Here is an 18,915-nt window from a genome sequence, read left to right as displayed (position 1 = left end):
GTCAGAACCTGCGTAAGCTACTAAAGTGGCTTTATTGTGCCCAATATTTTGGGTCTTTTTTACAGCGCATATGGCTAAAAATAACGTTTTTAATGGAAAAGCCTAAAAATACCATGGCGTTTCTTGTTTGAAACGCCATTATTCAGGGACGACGCGATAAGGTTAGCGGTTTGAGGGCGTCATGGGCAGGTAGGGTTGGATTGGCGCTTACAAACCATCAATGGCTTTACGCATATCAGTTGGCCCACAAATGAGGGTCACATTGAGTTGAGCAGAAGTGGTAAACATAAGTCTTTTATTCCTATGAAAGAAAACAAAAGACTTTATGGTTTTTAACAAGGATTAAAACGTGTGGTTTAGCTGACGCTTACGGAAAAACTATAAAACCGTGGCCAGTTTCACTTGACCACAACACTATCGACCACAGTTTCCCAAGGTTTGAGATGGTAGTTCACCTATATACTCTCGGTATTGTGAAGAAAACCTCCCTAAGTTAGTAAATCCATATTTAAGAGCAACCTGAGTAACATTTCGTACATCTATATTGTTTTTTAGGTCATAATATGCTTTGTTTAACTTCAATCTTCGTACATATGAAGAAGGAGTTAAACCTAGTTCTCGATCTAAAACATTATATAGTGATTTTCGACTGATTTTACAAATACTAGCTAAATCATTAATACTAATATCACTTGTTATATTGTTAGTTATATAGGTATATATATTTCTTATGTGAGAGTTGTCTGACCATTGGTTTTGGTAAAGATCTTTATTGAAGAAGTAGCCAGAAACCTCTAAAATTTCACTTACTATTAACTTTTCGTAATGAAATATTTTTCTCTTACTAATTTGGTCTGGGTTTTGTTTTAATATATCGTTCAATAAGTTGAATAAAGGTCCATGCATCGGAAATGACTTCACATTTGAGTCGAAAGCAATATTGTCAAATGGTATGAAGTATTCAAATTCTAATGCTGTTTGATGAATTAGTCCGACAGGCATATGAACCATTAACTTTCTACAGTTATTTGAATCCTTTGATATGAAGCTCTCTCCTGGCTTCATGAATATACAATCACCTTCCTCTAAGAGTCGGTTTAGATTCCCTTGTTCCGTACTTGTTCCAGCAATAACTATCTGTAATAAATAATCTTCTTTTGCTTCAAAAGTACTAAGGCATTCATACGGCCCCCTTTCTAGATCAGTAAAAGTTATATCTCCGAACTTTTTAGATTGCAGAGTATTCAGCCTAAAATTTTGACTGTGCTCTGGATTCCTTTTGTCACTTATATAACCTTCAAAGGTTAGATGTTTTAACCCCTTCGCTGAGGGTTTAAGTGTCTTCGAGTCATAGTCTAGAAACTCAAATGTCATAGTTTTACACCAATCTTTGTTTATACAAACCAATGACGTGATCCTCTTTAGAAGTTAAATGTAACTTAGAACTAACATTGTTTAACAGCAAAATTAAAAATACACAAGTGTATTTTTAATGCGGCAAAAACTTTTTTTGTTAAATTTTATAAAAAAAAGTACTTATATAACAATAGCTTAAATATTTTTTAAGAAAACACAGCCTTTTTTGTTGACATACAGAGGTGCACTCTACAATAATTAAAAGATACACATATGTATGTTTAGGGGTTTTTATGAAAGAAGTAGATCGTAAATTTGTAATGGCAGCAGGGCATAATACTGCTTACTTTGAGTGTGGTAATGGTAAACCTCTATTGCTATTACATGGCTCAGGTCCAGGAGTTTCTGGTTGGACAAACTGGAATGGTGTCATGGACGAATTAGGCGAGCGTCATCATGTTCTTGTTCCAGACATCGCAGGTTTTGGCTTCACTGAGTTTAAGGAAGACACTCACTACGATATTAAATTCTGGGTCAATCACTTAGTTGAGTTCATGGATGCTGTTGGAATTGAAAAGGCGTCTTTAGTCGGTAATTCTTTCGGTGGTGCTATGGGAATTGGTTTAGCATTATTCGCGCCAGATCGACTGGACAAGCTTGTATTGCTTGGTACTCCCGCCGGAACTTTTGTGCAAACTAAGGGCTTAGCAGGTGCGTGGAGTTATGAGCCTTCTATAGAGAACATGCGCACGTTGATGGAATTGTTCCCTTATAACAAGTCACTTATCACAGATGCTTTAGTTGAGTCGCGCTACGAAGCTAGTGCACGACCTGGAGCGCAAGAGGCGTTACGCGAGCTTTTGCCAAAACCAAATGATGTAGGCGAAACTATGGTGAAGGCTTTCCCAGTTGGCGCTTTGCAAAAAATTACATCTCCCACACTCGTACTACACGGCCGTGAAGACAATGTTGTTCCACTTGAATGTGGATATCGCCTTATAGAACATATCCCAAATGCAGATTTGTTTGTATTTGGTCAGTGTGGCCATTGGGTGCAAACCGAGCAACGTGAAAAATTCATTCGTAATGTCAATGCTTTTGTTGACTGTTAATCCGACTAAATAAGGAGCATAGGCATGAAACGTGATGTTATTGAACGCGTACTGTGGAGTTTATCTATTGATCGCTTTTCCAAAGTTAAATTTAAAGAAAATCCTAATAAATTTTTAATGCGATTTGCTTTGGAAGACGCTGATATTGAAAAAATACTTAGCTTCGATGTAAAGGCGCTACAAGAAATGGGCGTTAATCCAATGTTAACTATGGGTTACTGGGTTGAAATGTCACCAGACAAATCTATGCGGACTTACAATCAAAAGCTGGGTTCAGACGGCGTTCACTCAGCATCTATAAAAGGTTAATACAATGGCTAATATAGTAAGTGGATTTCTTGTTCCACATGACCCCATTATGTTTGTTGCACCAGACGCTCCAGAAAAAAACATAGCTGATAAAGCATGGGGAGCTTACGAAACCTGTGCTGCTCGCTTAGCTGATCTTGATGTTGATACAGTCATCATCATAGGCAATGATCATTACATGCTTTTTGGTACAACTTGCTTGCCACAATATTGCATTGCAACAGGTGATGTAGACGGTCCTTTGGATCAATTGCCCGGCCTCAAACGTCAATCTATCCCAAATAACGAGGAATTGGCCACTTTTATTGCTGCTCATGGTCATGCTAACGGTTTTGATTGGGCGGTGGCTCGATCTTTTACTACGGATCATTCCTTTTCCATTCCTTTTCAAAAAATTGTTCAACGCGCATCGGAACTTAAAGGCAAAGAAATTCAAGCGATTCCAGTTTATTTGGCAAGCGCGGTTGATCCTTATTTAAGTATGGAGCGCAGTCAGCAGCTAGGTCTAGCAATATCTCGGGCTGTCAATGCGTTTGAGGGTAATAATAAAGTCGCGGTGATCGGTAGCGGTGGTATCAGTCATTGGGTAGGTACAAAGGAATCCGGCAAGGTAAACGAAGTCTTTGACAGGAAAGTAATTGAGTACTGCTTATCTTTAAATGAGGCTGCAATCATGAGTTTATCTGACGAACAAATTTTAGCAGAAGGCGGTAACGGTGCTATGGAGCTACGTAACTTTGTTTGCACTATGGCTTCTGTGCAGGCCGATACTAGCGAGCTCATTGAGTACCAGCCTGTACCTGAGTGGGTAACAGGTCTTGGTTTTATTGAACTGAAAAAGAACTAACAAAGAGCTGAAATTATGAAACGAGTATTTCTTTGTAACGTCTCTGAATTGTCCGTAAATACAGTACGAAAAGTAGACAATGCTGAACATGGAGACATTGCTGTGTATAACTTGAGTGGCCAATATTACGCTACGGCTGACCTTTGTAGTCATGCAACAGCCTCACTCGCGGAAGGTGATATCGAGGATGATTTAATTGTTTGTCCAGTTCATTGGGGAACTTTTCATATTCCCACAGGTGAGGCACGTGACTTTCCTTGTGAAATTAACATACGTACTTACAAAGTTGAGCAAGAGGGAGATGATTTATTCGCCCTTATTGCTGACAAAGCTGAAGATCCTAGTTTAATAGCAAAAGGCTAAGAGGTTGCACACATGGCTAACAGAATAAAAACAATCGACATTACTGATGCACTGCCCGATATTGATGATTTTTGCGATATCCCTAATGCTCGTATTTCAGGGGAAATTTTTCATCGTCAAGATATCTATGAACAAGAGCTAGAAAAAATTTTTGCACGATGCTGGCTGTTTGTTGGACATGAGTCGCAGTTTAAAAAAGCGGGAGATTACATCACTACAACAATGGGTGAAGATGATGTCATCATAGTTCGCCAAAAAAATGGCTCTCACAAAGCGTTCATCAATGCCTGTCCACACCGTGGTAATAAAGTGTGTTTTTCTGAATCTGGTAATGCTCGTGGTTTTATTTGTAATTATCACGGATGGTCTTTCAATATTGAAGGTAACCTGATAGGTCAACATGAATCGGGAATCTATGAAAGCAGTCAATTTGATGCGTCCAAATGGGGTTTGCGTGAAGTAGCGCAAATTGATAGCTACAAAGGGCTCATTTTTGCGACTTTTGATGCTCAAGCTCCTTCTTTAGAAGAGTACCTAGGACCTATGACTTGGTACCTAGACGCTCTATTTGACAATCAAGAAGGGGGAACAGAGTTTGTTGGTGGTTGTATCCGTTCAACCATGGATTGTAATTGGAAAATTGCTGCTGAAAACTTTGTTGGCGATATTTTACACGCAGGTTGGACACATGACTCTGCAGCAAGAGCCATGCTAGGTGGTGCTGTCTCAAAAGTAAGTGATTTTGAAGAATCTTACTCTGTTAACTGGAATGGTCACGGATATGAGTTCGCGTTGGATACTGTCGGTAACGTTGCTGTATTAGGTGAAAGTGCTCTGAACAAATATCTGCACACTATAAAGCCATCTGTTATTGATCGTTTAGGCGAATTCCGCGCAAATATGATTGGCTCTGTTTCATCTTGTACTATTTTCCCTAATTTCTCATTTTTACCAGGTCAAAACACAGTGAGAATCTGGCAACCCCGTGGCCCAAATAAAATCGAATTATTTACTTGGGTGGTGGTAAACAAAACAGCACCAGAGGACATCAAAGAAAAGTGGCGTAAAGGGGCTATGATTACTTTCTCTCCTACCGGTGTTTTTGAAATGGATGACGGTGAGAACTGGGAATATTGTACAAAAACAGCCCGCGGTCGAGTTACCTCGCAACAAGATTTGTTTGTAGGTTTAGGAATGGACACCTATCTAGAAGAAACTGATTTGCCAGCAAATGTTTACTCAGGTCAGCTCAATGAAGCTAATTCACGTGCCTTTTATCAATATTGGGGGGACTTATTGAAGTCTCCCAGCTGGGACGCTATGCCAAATAACAACAAGGGCAAAGCAAAAGCAGGCCCAAAAGCCAGCCAAATATCTGATAAAACTGACGGTATAGGAGAGAAATGATGTTTTACAAGAGTAGTGATCATTTAACCCCTGTGTCTGTAGAAGAATATCATCGAATCAGTACGTTGTTAGCAAAAGAATATCGCATTCTTGATGAAGAGCGCTTCAGTGATTGGCTTGATCTACTGCACCCTGAGATTCATTACTGGATGCCAGGCATTGAAAATCGTCGTCGTGAAAACCCTTTAGAATACGGTTTTTTTGACAGTAAGCATATGGCGTATTTCGACGATGCAATACGAGATATTAAACGCCGAGTTTCGAGGTTTAGCCAGCCATCTGCTTGGGCTGAAAACCCAGGTACACGCAATGTTCACATTGTGGCGGGTATTGAAGCTTTTTATGGTGAAGAGGCGGGTGAGTATTGCGTTTATTCTACTTTTCAAAATATCCGCTCTCGTGGTCTTGATGAAGAATACATCTTTAGTGGGCGTCGATACGACACTTGGTCATTAGTAGATGGAGTTTTAAAGTTGAAAAAACGATTGATTTTAATGCCCAACGCTACCCTAACCTGTAAAAACATCAACACATTTATTTAGGAATGACACATGAAGTTATTGCAATCTAATGTGGTTTTGATCACTGGTGGTGCTGATGGTATTGGTCGTGGCATTGTGGAGTACTTTTTAGAGCAAGGTGCTCACGTTGCTGTGATGGATATTAATGTAGGTAAGCTTGACTTATTGCGAGATGAAGTATCTGAGGAGATTTTTACTCAACAAGGCGATGTAGCCTCTTTCGCTGACAACCAGCGCATGGTTGCCGCAACTGTAGCTCATTTTGGCAAAATTGACTCTTTCATCGGTAATGCTGCCTTGTTTGATTACTTTACTCCTCTACACAAACTAGACAACGATACTCTATCAGACACCTTTGATCGCTTATTTCATGTGAATGTTTTGGGTTATATCAATGGTGTTAAAGCAGTTGCCCCTGAGTTGAAAAAGACCAAAGGTTCTGTAGTGCTTACAGTTTCTAACTCAGGTTTTTACCCAGGTGGCGGTGGCGTTTTATATGTTGCCAGTAAGCATGCTGTAGTCGGTATTATTAAACAACTCGGTCATGAATTAGCCCCAGATATTCGTGTTAACGGTGTCTCACCTGGTGCAACGGATACTGCAATGGCGTCAGTGGACGGAGTTTCTGACCGCGCTCAGCCACTTAATAGTATAAAGGGATTTCATCAAACCGCTGCAAATGCAGTACCACTTAACCGCATAGCAGGACCAAAAGATCATGCGCATCTGTATTTGGTGTTAGCAAGCAACGCATTGTCGCCCTTAACTACCGGCCACATCATCCATAGTGATGGCGGTTGGGGTGTAAAATAAGAAAATGGGGAACACTATGAATGCATTAGACTCTTCTTTCCAGTCTCTAAACCTACCTTTAATTGTGGCGCCAATGTTTTTAGTGTCGTCACCCACGCTTGCAATAGCGGCATCTAAAAATGGTGTCATTGGTAGTTTGCCAGCTGCTAATGCTCGCACTATTGATGACCTTGATCTATGGATGTCACAAATCCACCAAGCACTTAATAGCGAAAACTTACCTTGGTTGTTCAATATGATCGTTCATAAAACTTACGATCGTTTTGATGCTGAGCTTGAGCTGGTAAATCGTTACCAGCCAGCTATTGTTTCAACCGCATTAGGATCACCTACCCGTGTTATGGATGTGGTTAAGTCTTATGGGGGTACCGTTATTGCCGATGTTATTACCCCTGAAATGGCAAAAAAAGCAGTCAATGCGGGTGTCGATGGTCTTATTTTAGTGACTAATGGTGCTGGTGGTCACACAGGTACTTATAACCCATTGGCGTTTATTGCTGAAGTTCGACAATTTTGGAACGGTCCCTTGGGCATTGCAGGATGTGTCTCAACGGGCAGCGATGTGTTATCGATGTTGGTTGCTGGAGCAGATTTTGTTTTATCAGGTACGCGCTTTATTTCTGCACAAGAGAGCTTTGTCAGCGACGATTATCGCGATATGTTAATTGAAGCTAGCATGAGTGATGTAGTTGAAACCAAGGCAGTTAGTGGCGTTAGAGCAAATTGGATGCGCCAGAGTTTGGAAAAAGCTGGCATTGATCCCGCTGAAGTTAGCAAAGCCACTATTGATTTCTCCGGCAATATTTCAACCTCAAATAAAGCATGGAAGGATGTTTGGTCGGCAGGTCATGGAGTTGGTCATATTCGCCAAAGAGAAACTGCGTCTGAAATTATCACCTGTATGTCTGAGGAATTTCAAGCCGCGATTATTAAAAACCATTCTCTCTTTTCACAATTTTCTAAAGATGTATGAGGCACACCATGACTACTAATATTAATGCCATTGCTGAAGAGTTAATTCATGCTCGCCAAACATGTAAGTCGATCGCGCCTATTAGTCAACGTTACAAAGGTTTAACTATCGCGGATGCTTATGCCATTCAAACACTTATTGGTGATCAACGATTAGCCCAAGGTGGTCGTATTGTTGGTTATAAGGTGGGGTTGACGTCTAAAGCCGTACAAAAACAGCTTAATGTCAACGAACCTGACTTTGGTTTACTGTTTGCTGATATGGAAATACGCAAAGATCAGAATCTTGATAGAGATTCTATGATAGCACCAAAAGCAGAAGGTGAAATTGGCTTTGTATTTAACCGAGATATTGAAGAGGCTGACCTCACTTTATCGGAGCTGAAGTCTGCTATTGATTACTTTTTCCCTGTAGTTGAAATCGTTGATTCTGCTATTGCTGACTGGAAAATTACCTTAATAGATACCGTAGCCGATAACGCCTCTTCCGCCTTGTATGTACCGGGCGATACATTTTATTCGCCACACGGAGTAGATTTCACCCAGTTAGAGCTTCGAATCCAAGCAAATGATATAGATATTTCTGGGAATGGTGCTGCCTGTCTTGGCAATCCTCTTTATGCCACATTATGGCTAGTCCGAAAAATGGTTTCATTAGGTCGCCCTATTCGCAAGGGTCAGGTTGTGCTTTCTGGTGCTTTAGCTCCTATGGTATCTCTGCAGAAGGACCAAACAATTAATTTTGATTTCAAAGGTTTAGAGACTATTAAAATCAAGACAGTTTGATCGTTACAAGTTGATATCACAGCTCTTTGAAGAATCAAACATAACAATAAAAAAGAGGTTTTTATGAACACATTATCAGTGTTTGACCAGCTACCAATACCTTCTGTCAATGCAGAGTATAACGACAAAGGTGAAGTCATTCTTGAGTCAAATTTAGCGTTGTTGCCTTATGAAACAAAGGTCGGCAACTGGCTAAAAAAATGGGCGAAAAATACCCCTGATTCACTGTTTATTGGTGAGCGCAGAAACAGCTTAGAGCCAGAAGAAGGTTGGCGCATGCTTACTTATGCACAGTTTCTGCATAAGGTAGAGCAAATAGCGCAGGGTTTATATGACGCGGGAGCAACTCCAGAGCGTCCGATTGTTATATTGTCGGCCAACTCAGTCGACCACGCTTTAGTTAAAATGGCAGCAATGCATATAGGGATTCCTGTTACATCTTTGTCTGTAGCTTATTCCATGTTTTCTGGAAAATACGATCGGCTGATCGCTGCTGTAGAGAGTCTCAACCCTAGTATTATTTATGCCAGCGACGGAGAAATATTTGCTGACTCTATCATGGCATTAGGAGGTAATCATCAGGTTATTGTTTCTACTGGTCGCGAAGCACTTAGTCAGCTGAGTTGTAGAGTAGCGACTTTAGACGATTATTTTTCTTGTGAAGTAACACCTGTTGTTGATGAATTATTTGAGCTTGTTAAACCCGACACGGCAGCTAAATACATGCTGACATCAGGTTCTACGGGGCAATCCAAGATTGTTGTTGTTACCCAGCGCATGATGTGTTCCAACCAACAAATGGTAGCCCAATGTATTCCTTTTATCGAAACTACACCTCCTGTTGTATTGGATTGGTTACCGTGGAGCCATACTTTTGGTACTAATCATAACTTTAATATGGTGCTCAGAAACGGAGGTACTTTGTATATAGACGAAGGTCTTCCCACGCCTGGTATGATCGAAAAAACTGCAGCTAATATTTTGGAAGTCAAACCCACACTATTTTTCAATGTCCCTAAAGGTTACGAAATATTGTTACCTTTATTGCAAAATAATAAAGCGTTAGCTGCGGCTTTCTTTGAGAATCTGCAAATGGTGTTTTACGCAGCAGCATCTTTATCTGAGTTCGTCTGGCTAGAGCTACAAAAACTCGCGAAAGAACACGATAGCGAGCCTTTGTTCACTACTGAGTGGGGAGCGACTGAAACAGCACCTGCATGTACTAGTGTGCATTGGAAGCTTGATAAGCTTGGCAATATTGGTGTACCTATGCCAGGCCTACAGCTAAAACTTTCACCTAACGGCAACAAGTTCGAAGTACGCGTAAAAGGGCCGAATGTATTTCAACGTTATCTTAATGACCCTGTTATTACTGCTGATAGTTTCGACTCAGAAGGCTTTTATAAGATCGGTGATGCTGCGCGTATGGCTGACCCTGAAAACCCCTCTGCAGGCATTATTTTTGATGGTCGAGTATCTGAAGATTTTAAGCTTTCTACGGGTACATGGGTGTGTGTGGCTACTCTGCGTAAGCGTTGTGTTGAAGCGCTTAAAGGCCTTGTAACAGACGTACTAATTACCGGCCATGATAGAGACTTTCTTGGTTTGATTCTATTCCCAAGTCCTGGCATATACGATTTTGTGGGGGGGGAGTGTAGTCATGAAGCGCTTATGAATAACGCACTATTACGTGAAAAATTGACTTTAGCGCTCGAAAAAATCAACGATCAAGCCAAAGGATCATCACAATATATTGCAAAAATAGTGCTGGCACAAAGTGCACCCTCCATCGAATTGGGTGAAGTCACAGACAAGGGTAATTTTAATCAACGCACCTTGCTGGAAACAAGAAAAGATTTGATCGGCGATCTTTATAGTCAAAGTAGCAAAATGACGATCTGTGGTTAATATCAATGTAGAGGTAAGGCAATGGGTAAGAAACTAAAAGCGGTCATTATTGGGCCGGGTAATATTGGAACGGATCTGTTGATGAAGATGCAACGCTCTGAATGGGTTGAACCGGTTTGGATGGTTGGAATTGACCCTGAATCAGCAGGTTTAAAGCGTGCTCAAGAAATGGGTATAAAGACCTGTTCAACCGGCGTTGACGGTGTGATGGAGTATATTATAAAGGATGATATTCGTATCGCCTTTGATGCTACTTCTGCTTATGTTCACGCAGAGAACTCGCGTAAATTAAATGAGCTTGGCGTTATTATGGTGGATCTTACACCAGCGGCTATTGGCCCGTACTGTGTGCCACCAGTGAATCTAAGTGAGCATGCTCAAAACTTAGAAATGAACGTTAATATGGTCACCTGTGGTGGTCAGGCGACCATTCCTATGGTGGCTGCTGTGTCTCAAGTACAAGCTGTTGATTATGGTGAAATCGTCGCCACGGTGTCTTCAAAATCAGTTGGTCCGGGTACACGCCAGAACATCGATGAATTTACACGCACCACAGCTGGAGCTGTTGAAAAGATCGGTGGCGCCAAAAAAGGTAAAGCTATTATTGTTATCAACCCTGCCGAGCCACCATTAATCATGCGAGATACTGTACATTGCCTCACTCAAGACACACCAGACCAGGTGGCTATTACCGAGTCTGTACACAATATGGTCGCTCAAGTACAGCAATATGTGCCAGGTTATCGTTTGGTAAATGGTCCTGTATTTGATGGCAACCGCGTATCCATGTTTATGGAAGTAGAGGGGTTGGGTGACTTCTTACCGAAATACGCTGGCAACTTGGACATTATGACCGCTGCGGCATTGCGCACTGCTGAAATGTTTGCTGAAAAGACTGCCGATGGTTCCATCGCTTTACCTGCTCGTAATTCAGCTAAAACAATATATTAAGGAGTGACCCTATGAATTTAAATGATAAAGAAGTCATTCTTCATGACATGAGTTTGCGAGACGGAATGCATGCAAAGCGCCATCAGATCTCGTTGAATGAAATGGTTAACATTGCCACCGCTATGGATGAGGCAGGCATGCCTTTAATAGAAGTTACTCACGGTGACGGCTTAGGTGGCGCGTCTGTTAACTATGGATTTCCAGCTCACAGCGATGAAGAGTACCTAAAAGCGGTTGTTCCAAAAATGAAGCAGGCCAAAATATCTGCGCTTTTATTGCCTGGTATTGGAACTGTTGACCATTTAAAAATGGCAAAAGACTGCGGAGTTTCTACTATTCGTGTTGCTACCCATTGTACTGAGGCCGATGTGTCGCAACAGCACATCACCATGGCACGTAAAATGGACATGGACACGGTGGGCTTTTTGATGATGGCTCATATGGTGTCAGCGGAAAAAATCGTCGAGCAAGCAAGACTGATGGTGAGCTATGGGGCTAACTGTATTTATTGCACTGATTCTGCCGGTTACATGCTTCCAGATGAGGTTACTGAAAAAATTGGTTTACTTAAAGCGGAGCTTGGTCCTGACATTGAGCTGGGTTTTCACGGCCACCATAATATGGCGATGGGCGTGGCTAACTCGTTGGCAGCGATTGAAGCGGGCTGTTCGCGTATTGACGGTTCTGTTGCAGGATTGGGCGCTGGTGCGGGGAACACCCCTTTAGAGGTCTTAGTTGCTGTATTAAACCGTATGAGCTGCCACACGGGTATTGATCTTTATAAGATTATGGATGTTGCAGAAGACTTGATTACGCCAATGATGGATCATCCTATCCGACTTGACCGTGACTCACTCACCCTAGGTTATGCTGGTGTTTACAGTTCTTTCTTGCTCTTTGCGAAGCGTGCTGAAGCTAAATACGGCATTCAGGCACGAGATATTCTAGTGGAACTCGGTCGTCGTGGCACCGTTGGTGGCCAAGAAGACATGATCGAGGACCTTGCATTAACTATGGCCAAAGCTCGTATTTAAGAGGCTTGTGCAAACATCTCTTGCGGCCTAGTACGCCGCAAGTTGATAACTAGAGGTAAATTATGAGTACGATTACGGTGAACCCAAGCGGTAAGGTGTTTGAAAGTCTTGAAGGCGAAACAATTCTAGACGCTGCGTTACGTTCTAGCATTATGCTAAAACATGGATGTCGTGACGGGCGTTGTGGGGACTGTCGAACCACGTTGGCCAATCCTGCTCCAGCAGGAGCTATCTCTTATCCTGAAACTCTTTTATTAGAAGCATCTGACCGGGCTGGCGAAACAGTTCTGTGCTGTCAAGCTGTCGCTAATCAAGACTTAGTGTTGACCGCTCCTGAAGTAACCGAACTTGAAGGTATTTCAATTCAAAAGCTGATGTCTCGGGTAAAAAGTAAAGAAGCCATCTCTGATGATGTTATGGTTCTTAAGTTGATGTTTGCTCCTGGTAGCGAGTTTCCCTACTTTCCAGGTCAATATATAGACATCACATTACCTAATAAGGTTTCTCGCAGTTACTCTATGGCTTCCCAAACGCCACAGGACAATGCAGTTGAACTACATATTCGCTTAAAACCTGATGGTGAAGGTACTCCCTATATTTTTAATGAGTTGGCAACCAGAAAAATGGTCACTGTGGAAGGCCCATTTGGTAGTTTTTATCTGCGTAAAACTAAAGCACCAATTATATTTATAGCTAGCGGTACTGGCTTTGCCCCTATCAAGGCTATTATGGAGCAACTGATTGATTTACAAGGCGAAGCTAATATAAATGCACGCCCAGTGACACTTTATTGGGGGGGGCGATCCGAACAAGATCTTTATATGTCTGATTTGTGTGAACGATGGGCTAAAGCATTTTCTTGGTTTAAGTATATTCCTGTTATTTCTGACCAAAAAGATAATTGGAGTGGAAGAACAGGGTTTGTTCATCGTGCAGTTGTTGAAGATTACAGTGCTTTAGGTTCTTATGAGGTATACGCCTGTGGAGCACCGATTGTAATTGAGTCTGCACGCCGTGATTTAGTGAATGATTGCCAACTATTACCCACAAACTTCTACTCAGACGCCTTTATTTAACTTAATAATTATCTAACAAGAAAACACAAAGTTCTTGCCTATCAAACATTCATTTGTGTATGTTTGTGTTCTGATAAAAATAATAATGGAGAAAAGTAATGAATATTAAAAAGCTACTCACAACGGGGGTATTCTCACTCTCAACGATAGGCTTCGCTGTACCAGCCGCTGCAACAGATACTTTAGTGCTACGTTATAACCAATGGTTCCCGTCACAACACTGGTCTCAAAAAGACGGCTTACATAAGTATTTTGATGAAATCGAAGCTGTTACAGAAGGTCGTGTGCGTGTCAGACCTTCTGCTAAACCTATCGTGCCACCTACCAAAAACTACCAAGCCGTTTCTAATGGTATTGTGGATTTAGCATGGGGGCCACATGGGTATACCCCTGGAGCTTTTCCTTTGAGTGAGATGGTTGAATTTCCTTTTAGTGTTTATGACGCAGGAATAAGTTCCGTTGCATACCATCGTACTTTTGATAAATTTTTTAAGCCTGCCGGCATGCATGATGACGTTGTAACTCTAGCAGTTCACGTTACTTCAGGCGGTAACTTACACATGAAGGATAAGCCTATTTTAAAAATAGAAGATTTTGAGAATGCGAAGATTCGCGTGCAAACGTCCGTTGTAGCTGAAGCTATTCAAGGTATAGGCGCAGTACCTATAAGTGGTTCACTTAATGAATTAAGAGAGTTTTTGTCTCGTGGCATCGTAGACGGAACCAGCTTGTCTGATGAACTGTTAACTGGATTCAAAGTCGATAGTTACATTGATCACATAACACAAATTCCAGGTGGTTTGTATTCTAGCAGCGCCTTTGTGTTAATGAACAAAAATAAGTGGAATAAAATCAGCCCAGTAGACCAAAAAGCGATCATGAGTATTTCAGGTGAAAAGCTGGCGTATCGAATGGGTAGCTTGTGGCACAAAAATGATCTTATTGCACGAAAATTACTTCAAGACAGGTTAGGTAAAAATTATAAAGTGGCTGATGAAGCTCTAATCAAAGGGCTTGAGGAAGCATTTTTTAATGGTCGTGTTGCGTGGTTAGATAAAGCAAAAGCTACTGGTGTGGATATTGCCGAGGCTAATGCTTTTTACGAAGAACAAACCAACCAAATTACACAACAACAGTAAACTGCTGAGGGTGGGTAAGTATCTTATCCTCCCTCATCCTGTGGTTTATTTTCCACATTTTATAACTAAGGAGAGCTTCGGTGAAGTATTCTTTACTTTCGCTCATAGAATTATTGTGCTCAAAAATCACAATGATAGTTTTATCATTAATGGCCGCAGTAACATTCATTGATGTATGTTGTAGGGTGTTTTTTGAAACCTCACTTGGATTTACCTATGAACTAGTTGGTATTTTCTTAGCTGTAGTGTTTTATGCTGGATTATTCAATGTCCACAGAAAAAATAAGCACATTCGTATCGACCTTTTCGATAAGTTTTACAAAGGTCGTCTTAATACTCTTGTCTCTTGGTTTGGTTATGTATTAGAAGTGGCATTTTTTAGTGCCGTTGTATACATGCTTTTTAAGCAAATGGAAGACACACGCATGTTCCAAGAGCGCTTTATGTTTTTAGGTTTTGCTAAATGGTACATATTACTTGCTATGGGTGTATTAGCATCAGTTGCTTTAATTGGGTTGGTTTGTACATCGCCATACGCTGAAAAAGAGAAGGGGTAGAACTATGGAAATGGTGATCGCGTTTGTTGCATTACTTGCATTATTATTTTTGCGAGTGCCTATTGCTGTCGCGACAGGCGTTGTAGGGTTAGTTGGGTTAGCTTGGTTTCAGGGTTGGTCACCTGCTTTAGGGCAATTGGGTATTATTGCTAGCGAGACTGTTTTGTCTTACGAGTTTGCTGTCATCCCACTATTTATACTAATGGGAAATATTATCAGTAGGTCGGGCCTAGCGGAAGAGCTTTACGTAGCTACCAATGCATTAATTGGCCACTATCGTGGAGGTCTAGCTATTACTACAATTGCTGCTTCTGGTGGCTTTAGTACATTTTGTGGGTCAAGTTTTGCAACTGCAGCAACTATGAGTCGAATTGCTTATCCACCAATGAAAAAGTTTGGTTATAGTGATAGCTTGGCTACCGGCTCTATTGCTGCAGGCGGTACACTGGGAATTCTCATTCCTCCTTCTATTGCCCTCGTATTTTACGGCATCATGACTGAAACAGACATTGGTCAACTTTTTGTAGCAGGAGTTCTTCCAGGTATTCTAGGTGTTTGCTTATATGTTTGTGCTGTGCTTTATGTAGTACATATTAGGGGAGAAAAGTCAGGATTAGGCAAGAAAGCATCTATTAAAGAGCGTTTTGCAGCGATTGGTCAATTGTGGGCGTTTTCTCTTTTGGTACTTTTGGTGCTGGGCGGTATCTATATGGGATTTTTTACTCCTACAGAGTCCGCAGGTGTAGGTGCTGTTGGTGCAATTGCTGTTACTTTGATACGTGGAAAGTTTAAGTGGTCCTCGTTGACTGGTGCGTTAGAGGAAACCGCTTATACAACCGTTTCCTTGATTGCTATCTTAATTGGCTCTTTAGTTTTTGCTAATTTGGTCAATATTTCTGACTTGCCATATCATATTGTTAATTGGATTAATTCAATGGATCTATCACTGCTTGGTGTACTTGTTGTGATATTGCTTATCTATTTTTTATTAGGTGCCATTTTAGAGTCTATGTCAATGATGTTACTTACTGTGCCGGTCTTCTATCCTATTGTAGCTGAAATGGGAATGGACCTTGTTTGGTTTGGAATTATCGTAGTAGTCGCCACTGAAATTAGTTTAATTACTCCACCCGTTGGATTAAATGTATTTGTCTTAAAGTCTGTGATATCTGATGTTGATATCCGTACAATATTTAGAGGTGTTATGCCCTTCTTAGTAGCTGACCTTTTACGGCTTGCTCTGATAGTGCTTTTCCCAATAATTTCTCTAGCTTTGATTTGAAAAAGAAATCACGCCCTTTTAGAGGGCGTTTTTTTAATCTCAAGAGATTTTACGTTGGCATTCAGAAATAGGACAAATATCAGCTAAAAAGTTAGTGAGTCGTTTTGCCCTATCTGATTGCTCCGTTAGACTGTTGCCTGTAGTGAGGATAGAAGTTGCCATCATATAAGAATACACGAGATAAGCTAAATCACTAGATTGATTGGTAGAATGACCTAATTCGATAAAGATGCCTTTTAAATATTTGATACGATAAGCATCAACTTCTTCGATGGCAGATCTAGCCATTTCATCACGTCTTGCCCACGCGCGTAACGAAAGTTCGACTGATGCTGCATCAAAAGATTTATTCCCTCTTAAGGGTAATGTCATCAATTCCAGTAGTTTTTTTTGTGCAGAAAAATCCTTCCTATTAAGTCCATCAATAACAGATTCGGTAGCATTTAGGCGCCATTTATCTAGAATTGCCTTCAACAGCTCTTGTCTGTTCTTAAAGTGGTGATAGAAGCTACCGCGTGTGATACCTAATTTTTTTGAAAGGCTATCTATTCGTACATTATCAATACTGCCCGTTGCAAGTTGTTTTGTTGCTGAATTAATCCAGTCATCACGAGTTAATTTAGTATTATTCATAAAGTATATTTCAAGATTCTGTTAGACGATATTGGGTATCATTATACCTAATATCGCATCAAAAATCGTAAAAATCTATTGAACTTAAGGAAATTGTGACTAATAAGTCGCACAACAGTCAGCGGTACTAGTTCGGTTAAAAAGCAAAAATATCAATCACTTCAGTACATTCCCCTCCTAAATAAGCTTATTTTGTCTCATTTAAGGGCTTTTGAACGAATTTATCCCTTGTAATTCGTATCATCTGATCAATTCTGAACACCTTGGTTAAGGTAAACAGCATCGCCAGTTTGTTATCATTTTGCTTTAAGCCGCGATAGATGGTTTTCTTAAAACCAAATTGACGTTTGATGATCCGAAACGGGGGCTCTACATTTGCTCTGATACTAGCTTTTATGTGTTCGATTTGGATTGGTAGCCTGTTTATCCTTGTGTGTTTCCTGAGCAGGCGTATCTTGCGTGGTATCTCAGCAATCAACTATTTCGCTTTGATGCCTTTGAGCGCCTCGATAACTTGAGTCTTGTGAGATAAAACGTTCTTCATCATGAAGTATATGTTTTCAACCCAAGAATCACTGCTTACCGTTTTGAATCTGGTGTATCTTTGAATTGCGCCTTTCTCAAAACTCTGTATCGGCGGCGTTATATAGACCATCATGACCACACCTTTAACATAAAACTACCAGCGCCCCCTTTAACCCCCCTATCCAACCCCAGAAATAAAATTGAGAAAAAAAGAAAAAAAAAGAGAAAAAGGGTCGGTTGATGAGGGGTGTTGGGGTTGCGTGTGTTTTTGGTTGGTTAATTGTTTTGGGTATGATGGTCTATGTTTACAGTGAAAAATGTGTCTGATTATTTGTTAAGTGTTATTTTGGGAAAGTAGATTGCTTAGAAGGTTCTTTTAATGCTCTATAAGCCTTGCTTGTCGCAGTAATGCAATTGAATCAACGACACTCATCTTCCATTTTTCAGACAACCGTCTAATCGAAAAAGCTAAGAGGTCTAGCCTTTGATCTGGTTGCAGAGCATGGTTTAGCATTCTTCCCTGCTCAGATAGCGAGATAAGTAATCCCTTTGAGCCATTATCATAGGTTGCTATTCCCTTGTTTCTATTTGCTCCATGGTACGCCCCTTTCATCTCAGGCCTTACCCCTAAAAGAGTACAACAGAAAGCAATTAACTCATTTGAGGTCAGCTGCAGAGTGATCTTGCTCTTCCATTCTGGTGGTGCTCCTACAGTATAGATCTGGGCTATTTCCAGGTTGAGTGTTTCTTTACCCTCGCGACCAAAACTGTATTGAACGTTCAACGCTGTTCTTTGTGCTGGGTCAGGATGTCGATCTGCGTAGAACTTTAAGTTTTCACCGAAATTTTCTTCACTCATGATGTCACCGTCGTATCTAGAAGGCATTAATCCTATCACTGACAGAGCTCAATCAATAATCATGGATACAGTCAATGCATGACAAGTTATTGTTGCAGATTTGTCACGATGGTGCTCAGAAAAGCCTAAGTGCCCTACTTTTAACCCCAAGCTGTTTCTTTGTATTTTACGACGTCTGTTGTTGAATTCGCTGTTGGCAAAAGTGAGTTGATGTGACATGGCAAGGTTTGAAGATTAAAAATGAATTGTCGCATGCGCGGGACTCATTCGCATATTCCTTAGCAGTGTCGCACTTATTATCTGAATTTAGGCATACGTCACAATAGCGTATACCAAAAGTGACTGCTCCCCTACATAAATGTAGGGGCTTCCAAGTTCTCAGGCAGCCGCTAGCCTTACACTAGACTTACGCTTGCCTCCCTTAGCAGAGACGGACAGCCCTTCCGCCTTCATTTTCAAAACGCC

At 41.0% G+C, this 18,915-nt stretch carries 20 protein-coding genes; 16 read left to right on the top strand and 4 right to left on the bottom strand.

Features of this window, described 5'->3' with window-relative positions; genetic code table 11:
• Positions 1–414: 414 nt before the first annotated feature.
• Positions 415–1,374, bottom strand: a complete 960-nt coding sequence (locus tag LG368_RS14255; protein WP_226755388.1) for an AraC family transcriptional regulator — start codon at positions 1,372–1,374, stop codon at positions 415–417.
• A gap of 275 nt (positions 1,375–1,649) precedes the next feature.
• Between LG368_RS14255 and LG368_RS14250 the strand changes: the two genes are divergently transcribed.
• The 16 genes from LG368_RS14250 (at position 1,650) to LG368_RS14175 (ending at position 16,433) form a co-directional block, all read left to right on the top strand.
• Positions 1,650–2,468, top strand: coding sequence for an alpha/beta fold hydrolase (locus tag LG368_RS14250; protein WP_226755387.1), 819 nt, complete (start codon positions 1,650–1,652; stop codon positions 2,466–2,468).
• 24 nt (positions 2,469–2,492) lie between these two features.
• Positions 2,493–2,777 carry a hypothetical protein gene (locus tag LG368_RS14245; RefSeq protein ID WP_226755386.1) on the top strand — a complete coding sequence of 95 codons (285 nt, stop codon included), beginning with the start codon at positions 2,493–2,495 and terminating at the stop codon, positions 2,775–2,777.
• A gap of 4 nt (positions 2,778–2,781) precedes the next feature.
• Positions 2,782–3,624: a DODA-type extradiol aromatic ring-opening family dioxygenase gene (locus LG368_RS14240; protein WP_226755385.1), complete on the top strand. Its 843-nt coding sequence runs from the start codon at positions 2,782–2,784 to the stop codon at positions 3,622–3,624.
• Between the two features lie 15 nt (positions 3,625–3,639).
• Positions 3,640–3,987, top strand: coding sequence for a non-heme iron oxygenase ferredoxin subunit (locus LG368_RS14235; RefSeq protein WP_226755384.1), 348 nt, complete (start codon positions 3,640–3,642; stop codon positions 3,985–3,987).
• Positions 3,988–3,999: 12 nt separating this feature from the next.
• Positions 4,000–5,394: an aromatic ring-hydroxylating oxygenase subunit alpha gene (locus tag LG368_RS14230; protein ID WP_226755383.1), complete on the top strand. Its 1,395-nt coding sequence runs from the start codon at positions 4,000–4,002 to the stop codon at positions 5,392–5,394.
• Positions 5,391–5,936, top strand: coding sequence for a 3-phenylpropionate/cinnamic acid dioxygenase subunit beta (locus LG368_RS14225; RefSeq protein WP_226755382.1), 546 nt, complete (start codon positions 5,391–5,393; stop codon positions 5,934–5,936). Before LG368_RS14230 ends, LG368_RS14225 begins: the two co-directional genes overlap by 4 nt.
• 9 nt (positions 5,937–5,945) lie before the next feature.
• Positions 5,946–6,728 carry an SDR family NAD(P)-dependent oxidoreductase gene (locus tag LG368_RS14220; RefSeq protein ID WP_226755381.1) on the top strand — a complete coding sequence of 261 codons (783 nt, stop codon included), beginning with the start codon at positions 5,946–5,948 and terminating at the stop codon, positions 6,726–6,728.
• Positions 6,729–6,744: 16 nt separating this feature from the next.
• A complete protein-coding gene (locus tag LG368_RS14215) occupies positions 6,745–7,701 on the top strand; it encodes an NAD(P)H-dependent flavin oxidoreductase (RefSeq protein WP_226755380.1) in 957 nt (318 codons plus the stop codon).
• A gap of 8 nt (positions 7,702–7,709) precedes the next feature.
• Entirely contained in the window at positions 7,710–8,486 is a 777-nt protein-coding gene (locus LG368_RS14210) for a 2-keto-4-pentenoate hydratase (RefSeq protein ID WP_226755379.1), read from the top strand.
• 63 nt (positions 8,487–8,549) lie between these two features.
• Positions 8,550–10,394 (top strand): feruloyl-CoA synthase, encoded by a 1,845-nt coding sequence (locus LG368_RS14205; protein WP_226755378.1) that lies wholly within the window; start codon positions 8,550–8,552, stop codon positions 10,392–10,394.
• Positions 10,395–10,415: 21 nt separating this feature from the next.
• Positions 10,416–11,345, top strand: coding sequence for an acetaldehyde dehydrogenase (acetylating) (locus LG368_RS14200; protein ID WP_226755377.1), 930 nt, complete (start codon positions 10,416–10,418; stop codon positions 11,343–11,345).
• A gap of 11 nt (positions 11,346–11,356) precedes the next feature.
• On the top strand, positions 11,357–12,379 hold the full coding sequence (gene dmpG / locus LG368_RS14195) for a 4-hydroxy-2-oxovalerate aldolase (RefSeq protein WP_226755376.1): 1,023 nt from the start codon (positions 11,357–11,359) through the stop codon (positions 12,377–12,379).
• Between the two features lie 62 nt (positions 12,380–12,441).
• Entirely contained in the window at positions 12,442–13,455 is a 1,014-nt protein-coding gene (locus LG368_RS14190; RefSeq protein ID WP_226755375.1) for an FAD-binding oxidoreductase, read from the top strand.
• Positions 13,456–13,553: 98 nt separating this feature from the next.
• Positions 13,554–14,594 carry a TRAP transporter substrate-binding protein gene (locus tag LG368_RS14185; RefSeq protein ID WP_226755374.1) on the top strand — a complete coding sequence of 347 codons (1,041 nt, stop codon included), beginning with the start codon at positions 13,554–13,556 and terminating at the stop codon, positions 14,592–14,594.
• An 80-nt stretch (positions 14,595–14,674) separates the two neighbouring features.
• A complete protein-coding gene (locus LG368_RS14180) occupies positions 14,675–15,151 on the top strand; it encodes a TRAP transporter small permease (RefSeq protein WP_226755373.1) in 477 nt (158 codons plus the stop codon).
• A 4-nt stretch (positions 15,152–15,155) separates the two neighbouring features.
• A complete protein-coding gene (locus LG368_RS14175) occupies positions 15,156–16,433 on the top strand; it encodes a TRAP transporter large permease (protein ID WP_226755372.1) in 1,278 nt (425 codons plus the stop codon).
• A 39-nt stretch (positions 16,434–16,472) separates the two neighbouring features.
• Here LG368_RS14175 and LG368_RS14170 read toward each other — a convergent pair whose 3' ends face one another.
• The 3 genes from LG368_RS14170 to LG368_RS14160 form a co-directional block, all read right to left on the bottom strand.
• Complete coding sequence (locus tag LG368_RS14170; protein ID WP_226755371.1) at positions 16,473–17,066, bottom strand: TetR/AcrR family transcriptional regulator; 594 nt, start codon at positions 17,064–17,066, stop codon at positions 16,473–16,475.
• 187 nt (positions 17,067–17,253) lie between these two features.
• Positions 17,254–17,544, bottom strand: a complete 291-nt coding sequence (locus LG368_RS14165) for a transposase (RefSeq protein ID WP_420827969.1) — start codon at positions 17,542–17,544, stop codon at positions 17,254–17,256.
• Positions 17,545–17,967: 423 nt separating this feature from the next.
• Complete coding sequence (locus LG368_RS14160) at positions 17,968–18,450, bottom strand: hypothetical protein (RefSeq protein ID WP_226755370.1); 483 nt, start codon at positions 18,448–18,450, stop codon at positions 17,968–17,970.
• Between the last annotated feature and the right edge of the window lie 465 nt (positions 18,451–18,915).

The organism is Marinomonas algarum, assembly GCF_020532605.1.
In the GTDB taxonomy this organism is placed as follows: Bacteria; Pseudomonadota; Gammaproteobacteria; order Pseudomonadales; family Marinomonadaceae; genus Marinomonas; species Marinomonas algarum.
The sequence above is the reverse complement of the archived record's forward strand: the minus strand, read 5'-3'. Positions and strand labels throughout refer to the sequence as shown.